General features: G+C 34.5%; 17 protein-coding genes. 7 read left to right on the top strand and 10 right to left on the bottom strand.

The features are described 5' to 3' along the window. The first annotated feature begins 126 nt into the window (after positions 1 to 126). Positions 127 to 951, top strand: coding sequence for an ImmA/IrrE family metallo-endopeptidase (locus FTU72_RS15130; RefSeq protein ID WP_087662597.1), 825 nt, complete (start codon positions 127 to 129; stop codon positions 949 to 951). 558 nt (positions 952 to 1509) lie between these two features. Here FTU72_RS15130 and FTU72_RS15135 read toward each other — a convergent pair. The 4 genes from FTU72_RS15135 to FTU72_RS15150 all read right to left on the bottom strand — a co-directional run bounded on the left by FTU72_RS15135 (position 1510) and on the right by FTU72_RS15150 (position 3050). Further along, positions 1510 to 2112 carry a hypothetical protein gene (locus FTU72_RS15135; RefSeq protein WP_180053081.1) on the bottom strand — a complete coding sequence of 201 codons (603 nt, stop codon included), beginning with the start codon at positions 2110 to 2112 and terminating at the stop codon, positions 1510 to 1512. A 32-nt stretch (positions 2113 to 2144) separates the two neighbouring features. Continuing rightward, positions 2145 to 2369: a hypothetical protein gene (locus FTU72_RS15140; RefSeq protein ID WP_071852195.1), complete on the bottom strand. Its 225-nt coding sequence runs from the start codon at positions 2367 to 2369 to the stop codon at positions 2145 to 2147. A gap of 92 nt (positions 2370 to 2461) precedes the next feature. Beyond that, the gene (locus tag FTU72_RS15145; RefSeq protein ID WP_004282216.1) at positions 2462 to 2776 is read right to left on the bottom strand and encodes a BrnA antitoxin family protein; all 315 of its coding nucleotides are present in this window, start codon (positions 2774 to 2776) and stop codon (positions 2462 to 2464) included. Next, positions 2763 to 3050, bottom strand: a complete 288-nt coding sequence (locus FTU72_RS15150; protein WP_071852193.1) for a BrnT family toxin — start codon at positions 3048 to 3050, stop codon at positions 2763 to 2765. Before FTU72_RS15150 ends, FTU72_RS15145 begins: the two co-directional genes overlap by 14 nt. A gap of 345 nt (positions 3051 to 3395) precedes the next feature. Between FTU72_RS15150 and FTU72_RS15155 the strand changes: the two genes are divergently transcribed. Continuing rightward, positions 3396 to 3992 carry a LysE family transporter gene (locus FTU72_RS15155; RefSeq protein WP_180053082.1) on the top strand — a complete coding sequence of 199 codons (597 nt, stop codon included), beginning with the start codon at positions 3396 to 3398 and terminating at the stop codon, positions 3990 to 3992. Between the two features lie 27 nt (positions 3993 to 4019). Here the strand turns inward: FTU72_RS15155 and FTU72_RS15160 are convergent, their stop codons facing one another. Both FTU72_RS15160 and FTU72_RS15165 read right to left on the bottom strand, forming a co-directional pair. After that, entirely contained in the window at positions 4020 to 4838 is an 819-nt protein-coding gene (locus tag FTU72_RS15160) for an AraC family transcriptional regulator (protein WP_180053083.1), read from the bottom strand. A 140-nt stretch (positions 4839 to 4978) separates the two neighbouring features. Beyond that, a complete protein-coding gene (locus FTU72_RS15165; RefSeq protein ID WP_257220302.1) occupies positions 4979 to 5359 on the bottom strand; it encodes a hypothetical protein in 381 nt (126 codons plus the stop codon). A 141-nt stretch (positions 5360 to 5500) separates the two neighbouring features. On the opposite strand from FTU72_RS15165, the gene mobQ reads away from it, so the two are divergent. From mobQ to FTU72_RS15185, 4 genes are all read left to right on the top strand, one after another. Beyond that, entirely contained in the window at positions 5501 to 7372 is a 1872-nt protein-coding gene (gene mobQ, locus FTU72_RS15170; protein ID WP_373685633.1) for a MobQ family relaxase, read from the top strand. 632 nt (positions 7373 to 8004) lie between these two features. Then, positions 8005 to 8958 (top strand): replication initiation protein RepM, encoded by a 954-nt coding sequence (gene repM, locus FTU72_RS15175; protein ID WP_164543278.1) that lies wholly within the window; start codon positions 8005 to 8007, stop codon positions 8956 to 8958. Then, entirely contained in the window at positions 8951 to 9526 is a 576-nt protein-coding gene (locus FTU72_RS15180) for a plasmid replication DNA-binding protein (protein ID WP_121523934.1), read from the top strand. The genes repM and FTU72_RS15180 overlap by 8 nt, the downstream gene beginning before the upstream one ends. A gap of 12 nt (positions 9527 to 9538) precedes the next feature. Continuing rightward, positions 9539 to 9682, top strand: coding sequence for a hypothetical protein (locus FTU72_RS15185; protein WP_180053084.1), 144 nt, complete (start codon positions 9539 to 9541; stop codon positions 9680 to 9682). A gap of 584 nt (positions 9683 to 10266) precedes the next feature. Here the strand turns inward: FTU72_RS15185 and FTU72_RS15190 are convergent. The 4 genes from FTU72_RS15190 to FTU72_RS15205 form a co-directional block, all read right to left on the bottom strand. Beyond that, complete coding sequence (locus tag FTU72_RS15190) at positions 10267 to 11079, bottom strand: hypothetical protein (RefSeq protein ID WP_087662602.1); 813 nt, start codon at positions 11077 to 11079, stop codon at positions 10267 to 10269. An 8-nt stretch (positions 11080 to 11087) separates the two neighbouring features. After that, positions 11088 to 11486 (bottom strand): hypothetical protein, encoded by a 399-nt coding sequence (locus FTU72_RS15195; RefSeq protein WP_180053085.1) that lies wholly within the window; start codon positions 11484 to 11486, stop codon positions 11088 to 11090. An 82-nt stretch (positions 11487 to 11568) separates the two neighbouring features. Then, entirely contained in the window at positions 11569 to 12099 is a 531-nt protein-coding gene (locus tag FTU72_RS15200) for a hypothetical protein (protein ID WP_180053086.1), read from the bottom strand. 23 nt (positions 12100 to 12122) lie between these two features. Then, positions 12123 to 12332, bottom strand: coding sequence for a hypothetical protein (locus tag FTU72_RS15205; protein ID WP_087662599.1), 210 nt, complete (start codon positions 12330 to 12332; stop codon positions 12123 to 12125). Between the two features lie 388 nt (positions 12333 to 12720). Between FTU72_RS15205 and FTU72_RS15210 the strand changes: the two genes are divergently transcribed. Then, positions 12721 to 13050: a helix-turn-helix domain-containing protein gene (locus FTU72_RS15210; RefSeq protein WP_087662598.1), complete on the top strand. Its 330-nt coding sequence runs from the start codon at positions 12721 to 12723 to the stop codon at positions 13048 to 13050. Positions 13051 to 13210 lie beyond the last annotated feature (160 nt).

The raw sequence follows: 13210 nt of genomic DNA on the forward strand, positions 1-13210 counted from the left end.
ATAATCAGCGAAGAATTCAAAAAGGCTTGGATTTTAAGACACCAAATCAAATGGCAGAAGACTTTTATCGGTTAGCTGCCTAGAATCTCCCAAGTGAAAGTCTCCTGCTAATTCAGCACACATCAAATGTCTAATAACACTAAGCAATATATTGAAAAAGAAGCTACTCAGATTAGACAAGATTACGATTTAATCGATTATGAAATAGATCTTTTTAAATTAGGTGAAGACCTAGGGATTGATATACAAACCCAATCCCAAAAGAGTCATGGTATTTCTGGAGCACTCATTAGGAATGGCAATGATTTCCTAATCTACTATGCTTCTTCTATCAATAATATTCCATATCAAAGATTCAGTATTGCTCATGAATTTGGGCATTATTTTTTGCCTGAACATCCTGAAAATATCTTTAATAAAGATGGTACTCATTTTTCAACTGCAGGATCGAGTAGCAAAGATCCGTATGAAAGAGAGGCAGACTATTTTTCTACTTGCTTACTAATGCCTAAATTTCTTTTTGAAAAGGAAATGTATAAATACAATGACGGCTTAGAAGCAATTAGGTCTTTAGCTAGTATATTCAATACCTCCCTAACCTCTACAGCTATACGATATATTGAACTTACTGAAACACCAGCATTATTAATTATCAGTTCAAATGGTATAGTAGATGCTGTTTTCGATACTAAGGAACTACGTAAATTTGGAAAATGTTTTTATATAAAAAACAAAGTGCTATCAAATAAAAATATTATTTCAACAGAGTTATCAAAAAAAGAAATTTTTCTTAATGAGTGGATTGATACAAATCATCGTATTAAAGCAATTGAAGAAAGTATCACCTTGGGGTCTTATGAAAAAACTCTCACGGTAATCACAACAAACACCTTATATGAAGATGTTGAAGAGGTGGTTAGTGATGCATGGGAACCTCCTTCATTCAAATAGTATAAGTTTTCTTTATTTAACATAAAATCTCTTATACGAAATTCAGATTCAAGACATAAAAAAGCCCGACATCCTGTCGGGCTTTTTCATATCGGGGTGCTCGTCTTACTGATCTCGTGCTGCCCATTCCTTGCGCTATTTTCTTATTCTTGTTTTCTGGAAACATCCAGTTCCCTTATGTATTCATCATAGGGCTAATGCCTTGGATTACCAATCCGCAAAATCCTTAAATCTATGTAAGTTTTAGCTTACAAAGTTGGCCTATTTTATCCCAAGAGTTGTCCGCAGAAATTGGGGATTATTTCTGAACTGTGACCCTTGAGAAATCAAGAAAAAACGCAAAAATGAATATTTTTTGATCAATTTTATTAGCAAGAAGTATCAAAATTGCTTAAAAAGAAACCGACTTGTTTCCAAGTCGGTTTTTTGTGGTTTTTTAGGGGGAGGAAATTCTTTAACTATATGAAAAACAATGATATTTTAAAAAGCATTTCGTATAAGAGATTTATGTTAAATAAAAAGACGCCTATGTAAAGGCGTCTTTTGAATATTTCTAGATTATTGAAAAGCTTGTCTTAGAACTTCACCTTTCTCTGTAGAAGTTTGGGTAGTTGTAGAGTTTTCATCATTTATATCTAAAATATCTTTTCTTTTTTCAGGGCCATAATATGAAATAAACTTATTTATAGATTTATCCCACGCTAAATAACTGTCGTTATATTCAGAAGTAAAACGATAGCCATCTTTTATTTTTTTAAGCTCCAATCCTTCACGACCTAACCAATAGTTAAGAACATGATCATATTTACCTGCTTCATTTTGAAAGTAGATATCTATAAAGCCATCACTGTTTCCAGTGAAAATTGAGTAAGCACCTTCACAGGTAACGTCTGAAGATCGGATAATATAGTCTTTTAAGCCATCATTATTAAAATCTATATTTACTAAAAACCCTTTATTGAAAGTGATTTTAGGATTTTTAACTTGCATTTCTTCATCTTCAGATATGCCTTGGCAGGTATCTATATACTCACTTTGAACTACTTCTTTAATCTCTATAGGCAGCTTATTGAAAGGAATACTATTATTTTTTACAGGGATTTCTGCTAAAGAATTTGTACAAAAAACAGCTATGGCTGCAAAACCTATTAACTTTTTCATTAATAAACCTATTTATTTGGATTTTATAGAGATTAATAGGTGTATCTAAAACCTTGTGCCATCATACAATCTTGTATCATTTCAGCTTTTTCATTTTGATTTACTTTAGCTAAACCTATGTCATAGCGACATTTTGCTAAAGCACTATTAGCATCATGTGGAGTAATTCCAGCTTTTCTCCACATAGGTTGTGATGTACTACATGCAGAAATTAAAAGTGTTGAAACAGCTAATGCCCCGATAATTGTTTTTTTCATAAAAAACTCTATAAAATTTAATCAAATAATTTTTCTATTCTATCAAAATTTATGAATTTTGTAATAAAAAATGGGAGCTTAAGCTCCCATTTTTACTGATGATTTTTTAATTCTTTTAGCATGGCATCCCGCAAGATTTCATTCATGCGTGTCTGATAACCTTTACCTTGTGCTTTGAACCATGCAAGTACGTCAGCATCTAAACGAATAGATGTTTGTTGCTTCACTGGACGATAGAATTGATTGTGGCGTACAGCATTACTCCAGTCGGTAATTTCAGGAATATCTGATAGATCTAGCTGATCGTCAGGAACTGTTCCCTTAGCAAGCAAGCGTTCAATTTCAGCATCTTGCTTGTCGCTGAATTTTTCATTCAGTTCTTTGCGTGAGTATCTAACCATGCTCATATTTATCTCGCTCTGCTTTAGTTACCTGTCTTGCACTAATGATTCGTATGATTTCACAGTCATCTTCATCAAAGATGGTATGAGCTACTAAGAGCATTAGTACGCCTTTCACTTTTCCAATGGTCTGCCAACGTTCTTCGCCATCGGTATGTCTGTCTTGGATTGAGATCCTTAAAGGATCTTCAAAAATAAGGCTTGCCGTTTCGAAAGAGACATCGTGCTTTTTCTGATTCTTTCGATTCTTAGCCTCATCCCATTCAAAATACTGTTCCATAAAAAACATTCAAATTTGTATATACAATAATGTATCATAAAATTGTATCTCTCAAGTTGAGAAGCGTAATTTTTAGTCAATTTTATTGGCAAGAACTATCAAAAATGATCATAAAAAAGCCGACTTGTTTCCAAGTCAGCTTTTCGACATCGTCGAGCATTATCACTATAACACAAGTATTTGATTTTTATGTGTTTAAAATATGAATTTCGTATAACGCCCATTATGTAAAATGGAGGGTTCTTATTCCAAGAACAAGTTCAGCACAAACGTACAATCTTTAAGGCTTAGAACTAGATATCGTTCTCTCTTTGATATTTATTACTATCTAATTGAGTGAACTTTGTGGAAATATTTCTTTATACGCTAAGCGTTATGTATAGCCCAGGTCCTGTAAATTTTATGGGCCTAAATTCTGGTCTTACAGGCCAACTAAAAAAGACTGTAGGATTTTACATAGGCGTTGGTTTTGCCATGTTGATCTTATTCGTATTGTTTGGCTATATAGGTGAAGCGGTTATTCCACATGGATGGATTCATTATATTGCTTTAGTTGGTGCAATTTATACATTCTACCTAGCTATAAAAATGATTAGGGCTAATATAGAAACAACTCAACAGCAAGAAAGCCATCTCACATTCCTAAATGGTCTGTTTATTCAGTTATTAAATCCAAAAGCCATTCTAGTTATCCTACCTGTCACGACAATTATGTACCCAGCAGCCAAGATAACTGGGGTAATGATATTAGTTGTTTCTTTACTGATTTCGCTTGGTGCTGTTGGCGCACCATTCACCTATGCTCTAGTTGGAAAAGTATTAGGAAGCAAGATAGCTGATCCTGTTTGGTTCAATCGGCTCAATAAGCTGATGGGGATACTTTTAATTTTATCAGGGCTTTTTATGTTCAAAGATTTTCTAAATGGCATAAATCTACTTTAGGAAAAATTTGCCGTTCAAGTCGAACGGCTACCTTCTAATATTTATCATTTTCCATTGGGTAGGAGTTAAACCAAATGTTTTTATAAAATGTTTGGTCATATGGCTTTGATCAAAAAAGCCAGCACTTAAAGCAGCATTAACAATAGATTCCCCTTGAGTAAGGTTGAACTTTACTGTTTCTAAGCGACGCATAGTCATATAACGATGTGGGCTAGTTCCAAATAATAATCGGAAATCACGAGAAAGGCTCCATCGGTCACGATCGGCATGTTTCTCCAAATCTGACAAACTTAAGTTTTCATGGGGATATGCCAAAATATACTCACGTGCTCTTTCTGCCGCCTTGTAATCAAATTTTTTGTTTTGATTCAATGATGTGTCTGAAATTTCACAAAGTGTAGTTGCTAAATCAAATAGGCTGTCTTCCTCTTCGAGGGTATCCATATAATTATTTATATTGCTTAGAAAGTTATCCGTTGCCTTAAACAGGCGAATATCATTACTTAAACCATGTTTAATAAAAGGTAAGGGTTTACCTTTTAAAATGGTTTGAATCATCGCTGGTTCGATGTAAATCATTCTATAGCGATAACCATTTAATGTCCCTGATTCACCATCATGCTTTTCATCTGGATGTAAAACCATAGTCATGCCTGGCAAGCTATGTTGCAAAATACCTTTGTAATGAAAGTTTTGAATTCCGGAAAGAGTCCTACCAATAGCATAAGTATCATGTCGGTGAGGCTTATAAGCATAATTAGAAAGAAATGCATCAATTCTTTCTAATTTATGGTTTTGAGTGGGCGATCTCAGAATCCAATTATTTTCACTGGAGAAATTAGGCATAATTGATGGCCAATTTTTCGTAGATTCTATTGTAGATTATTTTTCACTTTTCCTAAAATTAACATAATACACGTTATACGAAACTTCAAAAAATAGCCCTCAATCGAGGGCTATTTAACATAAAATCTCTTATATGAAATTTAGAACTTTCCCTTAAAAAGATCATTAAAAAGCTCTTTATCTTTCTGTCTATTTTCTTCTGTCTTACTTTCCGCACTTAAAAACTGCTCAAAATCAGCCCATTGATGTTTAAAAGATTCATCATTTTTAAATTTATTCAAAACCCAAGCGCCAAGCAAAATTTTCCGTCTAGTTTCATTTTTCCGTTCTTGAGCTTTGGCTTCACTTAAAAGTTTTTGCTGCTTAAGTTTAAGCTCATTCTGTTTCTGTTTTGCCTGTTCTAAGATCTGCTCTTGTTCTTTTTTCAAATACTCAATTTGCTCTTGTAGAGATAACTTCTTCTGCTGTGCTTTAGTGAGCTTCTTTAAAACTTCATCTTTCTTTTCTTGAATATCTGACATAGTATTAAACCGTGATGATCAATAATCAAACATCATCATAGAGTCAAAAAACAAAGCGAGCAATATCAAACGTAGCGAAGCGGAGTTTTCCCGGAGTGAAATGAAGGGCGCACTTACCCACTTTTCATCTTCGATAGAAAAGTGGACGTTGCGACAGGGGAAACCCCTGTACCCCATGACCTCGCTTTAGCATGGTCAGCAACTTTTTCAAAGTTGCAAAAATCAAAACCACGATATGCAAAAGTTAGGTTTATAAAAATGGCAATTTTTCATTTGAATGAAAGCAACATCTCACGAAGTGACGGACGTTCAGCCGTTGCTTGTGCTGCTTATCGTGCCTGTGAAAAATTAGAGGATCTGACTTTTGGAAAGACTCAGGACTACACTAAAAAAAAGGGACTTGCATACAAAAATATTTATGCACCAGAACATACCAATACAAAACTTTTAGACCGTCAAACACTTTGGAATACAGTAGAAAAAAAAGAATTCAATGCCAATGGCTCAATGAAAGCCAATGCACGACTCGCCAAAGAATATATCTGTGCGTTACCACATGAATTAACAGATGCAGAACGCATAAAAATCGTTGATGACTTTTGCCGAGACTTTGTGAACAAGCACAATGTTATTGTCGATGCCTGCATCCATGCACCACATGAACATAACGATGAAACCAATAATAAAAACTATCACGTACACATGATGTTCACGACCAGACTCATCAATGAAAAAGGCGAATTAGGAAAGAAACAAAGAATCTTCAACGACCATGGTCCCGAGATCCTGAAGGACAGCCGAGCAACTTTTGCCAATGTTGTAAACACAGTATTGGAAAATGCCGGACTAGACGAACGCATCGACCACCGGAGTTACAAGGATCAGGGCTTAGACTTTCTTGAACCCACTCATCATGAAGGGCATGAAGCTACAGCACTTCGCAGACAATATGACGAGGAACAAAAAAGACCGCTTGAAGAACGTAACACTGAAATTGTGCTGCCAAGAATTGCACTTGAAAATGATGCAATCAAAGCCAAAAATTTAGATGCTGCACGAGAATACCAACAGATCATCAAGGGCCTTGATCAAGAAATTATTGTTCCAAGTCGATTAGAAGATCAGATTACCCAGCTGGAAAACGAACTTCAGTTAACCGAAGCAGAAGAAAAAGAGCTTTTAGCAGAATTAGTAAATCTCAACCTAGAAGAAGAACGCCTGCAAGAACAACAGGTTCAACAGATCGACAACGCATATGATGACTTCATCCGGTGCCAAGATATTTATGCAGAATTTGCCAATCAGTTTTACACCATTCAAAGCAATGCTGCTGATAATCAAAAGCAGATTGAATCAAATCTCACCAAGACAAAACGATGGTTAGCAGAAAACAAAAGCGATTTTTACCTACATAGCAATAATTTGTTTTATGACTCTTACCATCATACTTACAGAGATATAAAAAAACCTGATTTTTATGCGACTGAAAAATCAGTAGAACAGGCAAAAAATGAGAACTGGAGAGAATACGCAACCGAGGTCGAACAACTTGCTAAAGAATACGATATTGAGAATGTCGTCCAACGCTTAGGTCAATGCTCAGAGATACTGGAAAATAATGGGATTGAACGACCAACGATAAAACCCACGTTTTGGCAGAAGCTAAAACGAGAGTACGTTCATTCATTCGATACCCTACATGATTTTAATGATGATATGAGTCCCCTCCTTAAAGCAAAACGGGCAGATGATCTCAAAATTGAACAAGAAAGAATGCAGCAAGTACGCCAAACGGAAGTAGATCGCCAACGAAGAATTGAAAATGATCGCAGAGAAAGTGAATTTAGAGAGCAATTACGTAAAGAACGAGAGCAAAAAGAACAACGCTATGAACAAGAAAGACACGAACGAGAACATTTGGCATTTTTAAAACGCCAAGAATTGGAAAAACAGCAGAAAAACGAGCCTAAAAAACCAGAAAATGAAAATAACAACGATTACCGACCTTGGTGAATGCTGTTTAAACGCAAAAAAATAGGGTTTTTAGCGATGTTTTGCTAAACCACAGAGATTTTATAGTTGAGTTAAGAAAAAACTCTTAAATCGCAAATGAGAGCATTTAGCGAGTGTCTACGAGCGAACTACAGGGATCTAAATTTTTTCACCTATTTTTCCCTGATTACAGGCTCCCCTGTGTATCAAGAACTCAGAATCAGAGCATCCCGAATGGGTGCGAACTGATTACGATGGCTTTATGTCGAGCGAAGCGAGTGAAAAAGTTCTATGAGCGAAGCGAATTCCTAGTTGCTTTTCTTTTTTAAAAGTCACGAAATTTTAAGCCAAAAATTGCCCCTACGAACTGAGCGAAAGCGAAGTTCAATAGAGTTTGAGCGTAGCGAAAACCGAGGGCAATTTTTCCTTGCCTGGGCTTTTAATTATTTTTAAAGTTTTTAAATGCTTTTAGACATGCTGAAAGCCTTTATTTACAACACTTTCAAAGGATATATGTCCACGTTTACCTTGCAATATGTCCACGTTTACCTTGCAATATGTCCACGTTTACCTTGCAATATGACTACGTTTACCTTGCATAAGTCCACAAATAATATTAACGTGTACTTATACACAATAAAAAATTAGTGGCTATGAGAGATTTAGTTGTAAAAGATAATGCCTTAATAAATGCTAGCTATAACTTAGATTTAGTAGAACAACGTTTAATACTATTAGCCATTGTTGAAGCACGTGAAAGTGGTAGAGGTATTAATGCGAATGATCCATTAGAAGTTCATGCTGATAGTTATATCAATCAATTTGGCGTACACCGCAATACAGCCTATCAAGCTCTAAAAGATGCTTGTAAAGATCTTTTTGCACGTCAGTTTAGTTATCAAGAAAAAAAGGCTAATGGGAATATCAGAAATGTTATGAGTCGCTGGGTTTCTCAGATTGCTTATAACGACAATGAAGCGACTGTAGACCTAATATTTGCTCCAGCTGTCGTTCCATTCATCACCAGGTTAGAAGAGCAATTTACGAAATATGAACTACAACAAGTCAGTAGCCTTAGTAGTGCTTATGCTATTCGTTTATATGAGCTTCTAATTCAATGGCGAAGTGCTGGTAAAACACCAATTATAGAGCTACAAGAGTTCAGAAAAAAATTAGGTGTTCTTGATAATGAATATTTACGGATGGCTCACTTAAAAGAACGTGTGCTAGAACTTTCAATTAAGCAGATAAATGAACATACAGATATTTGTGTAAAGTATGAGCAGCATAAACGGGGGCGCTCAATATCTGGTTTTTCGTTTAACTTTAAACAGAAAAAAAAGGACTCTCCACCTCTAGTAGATAGAGATCCTAATACTTTAGATTTCTTTACAAAGATGACTGATGCACAACGCCATATGTTTGCAAATAAACTTTCCGAACTTCCTGAAATGGGTCGTTATTCCCAGGGAACTGAAAGCTATCCGCAATTTGCTATTCGTATTGCTGAGATGCTGCAAGACCCTGACCGAATAAAAGAACTATACCCATACCTAAAAAAAGTGGGATATATGCCATCAAATAAAAAGGACACCGTAAATGGCTAAGTTATCACTAAGTGAAGTATCTAAAAAATTTCATGTTGATAGATCAACCATTTACAGAGCTGTACGTAATGGACGTTTATCACGCTCCAGTGATGGACAATTCGATCTAGCAGAGGTCATCCGATGCTTTGGAGAACCTGAGCAAACATCTCAAAAAATTGAATCATCTAAGCAAGAAGGTGATGAATCTACAAAAAAACTTATTGCCCATTTAGAAAATGAAGTCAAAAAATACCAAGAACGTGAAGAACGGTTAATGCAACAAATTGACCGTATGCAAACACTCATTGAGCTGAAAAGTGTTGCACCTGCCACAGCAGCACCACAACAAGATGCTACGGCATGCGACACCGATCTACCACAGCATGCGACAACACAACAAGACAATGATAATAAAAAGAATAATGAATTAAATATTGCAGAAAATGTGGCAGTGCCACAGCAAGAAACTACGGCATACCACACCCAAACGCTACAGCATGCCACGTTGCAGAATGTGGCAGTGCCACAACACAAAAAACGTGGCTTATTTGGCCGTGTACTGAATGCTGTTTTTGATAATGACTAAGGGAGAAAGATCATGCCGAAACTGAAAGACATTGCCCTAGGCATTATTGTGGCCCCGCTGTTGATCCCGATCATGCTGATCGCATCGTACCAGGATAAAAAAGCGCTGAAGAAAGAGCTGGATGAACGCCAAAAAGGAAAAGACCAGGCATCCTGATTATTCAATTGAGCTAATCAAAATCGTGAAACATTGCTTAAATAATAGGCGTGGAACGTGAAAAGTCATAAAAAAAGCCCAGTCATGGGAGACTGGGCTATAAACTGGGAACTACAGCATTGATTTCTAAGGTAAATTATATCACGTTTCGTATAAGGTGTATTATGTTAATTTTAGAAAAAATAACATAATACAAATAATGATTTCTTTGGAAAACTAGCTTTTTTTATGAAAAAAAAGTATGCTATTAAGCATAGATACACTTAGGTGTACAAAAAATTATCTCAATTTTATGTATTTAGTTATACGTAAAATGATCTTAGATATTAGTAATGATAGTAGATCTACAGCGCTGAGTTCAGAATGTATTGCAAGTCGATCTGGGGAGGGTTACCTCAATTAAAGATTGCAGCGATAACTTTGGTCAGATTGCAAGACGGTCATTAGGGGCAAACCTTAGTTATATTAATCAATCACTAATATTTTTTAATTAGATATGATTTTTTATAAGATATGGATTTAAATATTTTATAGCTAAATCATAAGATATCGTAATAATGGGAGCTTTTATAGCTCCCATTATTTTATGTAATGAAATCATTAGTAAAAATATTTAGATGAACTCGCCCTTTGAAGCTTATATCTTCTTCATGGCAATTTAAGTAACGTCCATTTATTCTGGCTGTATTATCTGAATCGTAACTAACATTAAAATGTTGTCTCTCATCTAGCTTAAAGCCAAACCTTAAATGCGCTTTTAAATTACAATAGTTATCATGTGGTTGCCCTGTTTCATGATGTGCATGACGTTCATCACCTAAATCAAAATATTTATGAACATCATCAAGAAAGAATTTTTTCTTGTTACCAGATCGTCTTTTCGGCTTCCTGTGAGTCTTTCTTATCGATGATAAACATAGATTAAATTCCTCTTGAAACTCTTCTTTAGAGGACTTCTCTCTAATTATATTTGGTAGATTTATCAAAAACTCTGAGTTGAAATTTAGAAATGGGAGTCTTAACAACTCAATGTCATCACCGCTGGAAAACAGACCATTCATGTATCTAAAATTCTTTAGAATTTTAGTGACTTGCTCAGCTAAATGATTTTTTGATAAAGGAGCCTCTTTATAATCAATTTCACCGACAAAACCAATTTTGTATAATTCAAAATCAACATCTAACCTTTTGTCTTTTATTAAAATAAGTTTTTCTATATGGTTAATATTTGAAGATATAAAATTAAGAGCTTGTCCTAAATTATTTTCAGTAAAATATAATATATTAGTATTACTAGAAATTTTTTTTGTTATATCACTTTTAAAAATAAAATCCTCATTACTCCTAATAAAATTAATATGGAAATCAGTGTTGAGAATATTAACTATTAAAAACATAACAGACCTTAAGACAACAATCTTACTAATATTTTTGTTGGGATCTGAATTTGATCTAATTCTTGTTGATTACATCTGCTCTTTAATAGATCTAAAAAGGCCAGTGTCAGTTCTTTATCGTTTGAAGATACTTTCTCTGACTCTACACTTTCACCATAACTGAAGCTTTCACTGCTTGGTATTAATCCAATTTTTTGATCTTGAGATGGATGAACTACTATTTTCAACTGTAATTCTCCCTGATTCTCTTTAATCCATTTAACGAGTGATAAGCCTTTTGTCGCTTTCCTAACTTCTTCTTTAGGATAGTCACTACCTAGCTGACTAACTAATAAAGGAGACTGATTTTTCGCCCAAAAATTTTTAACTTTTTGGACAATTTCAGCTTTTAATTGCTTTTCTAACATTATTTTCTCTTTACTATCATAACCTTGTTATTCTAACTTTATTTTATATTTCCTAACATAAAAATTTTCTGTGTATCCTTTCTTATATTGAATCGAAATCATCTTTCAGGAATAGATCTTTAAGCTCTAACATCGCTGCTAGTGCATACATAGTGAGAGTAAATAGAATTATGCCAATAAACACAAATCCAATGCCATAAGAAACACCTAAACTAGTAAAACAGAAGAAAAAACCTGTAGTAAAAAAAATAGCCGATGCAACAAACATCACACTAAAAATAGCCGATAATGCATATTCAAAATTAAGAATAAAATGCTTTATCCAACTCGGTATCGGAATTTTCCTTTCTAATTCTCTTTCTGCTACAACTAACATTAATAAAGGTAAACAGTAAATTCCTGAAAGCCAAAGAAGAATATGTACATAGTTATCATTAGAAGGTATAAGGCTCTTCATCATTTCGTTAAAGTTAGATAGATCATGACTTTTATGAAAAATGACTCCCCAAATATCTTGACATAGAGCTAATAAAAGAGGAATCACTCCTAAAAGGATAGCTACTATAAATCCTTGTTTAAACGAAATTTTTATGTATTTTTTCGGTGGAAACACAGGACCTCCTATTAACAATTGGCTTATTTAAAACCCGCTTTTCTCAACATTTTTTTTAAATCAGCTTCAACTTGTTTTTTAACTTTAGAAGATATTTCTTTTTGCAATATTCCATACTTTTCTTGTGCTCCACATTTAGCACAACTAATTGTATCTGAAGCTTTAGGATTACTAGGAACCTTAAACTTATTGCTTCCGCAAGAACATAAAATATTTATTGTTTGATCAGTCATCTCAATGCCTTCTTTAATATGAAATTATCAAAAAAAGACTGCCAAGCGTACTTAACAGTCTTTTACAACTCATCGCTTACTATCTGGTGTACGTTCAACACGAACCCAGCTTGAATTTGGCTTTGATGTTGGGGGGGCAATAGTTCTATCTGGAATAGTTGAGTAGTTATCTCTCAATCCACCTCTAGGACCTTGCTCTCGATAAATCCCACCATCACGGCCTGTATTCTGTCCTGGTTTTAAAGACATATTTCGCTCCAATATTGTCGAATTCGACAACTTTATGTTGTCGTAACTATTATTAACACTACTTGTCGAATTCGTCAACAAAATTTCTCCATTTCGAATTATCATAGAAATATAAAAATATAATCAGTAGAATAGAACTATGAATACAGAATCTAATGAAACCTACGTGTTTCCTGAACGGCTTAAAGCGATAAGAGAGTTACGTAAACTAACTCAAGCTCAATTAGCTGAAAAATCTAAAATTCCTTCTACCTCAATTTCACATTTGGAAGCTGGGTCAAGAAAACCATCTTTTGATAATTTGAGAAAATTAGGAATAGCACTAGAAGTATCTACAGATTATTTACTAGGACGAGTAGATAGCTTTGAAGGAACTAATACGGATACTCTATTTAGAGATCTTCAAAACTTAACAGATAGTGATAGAGAAACTATTCGACGATTTGCAGAGTCACTAAGAAATAAATAAACTATTTATTTCTTAGTACATTGAATAAGATAATTGATGTGTGCTTAAAAAACAGGAGGGTTTAACTTGGTAAACTATACATACTCATTAGGAGTTTACCATGAGCAAGAAACAGAAGACTTACACCGCAGAATTTAAAGCTGAAGCCATAAAAGCCATT

Origin of the sequence: Acinetobacter sp. YH12137, assembly GCF_013418535.1 — a bacterium.
Lineage (GTDB): Bacteria > Pseudomonadota > Gammaproteobacteria > Pseudomonadales > Moraxellaceae > Acinetobacter.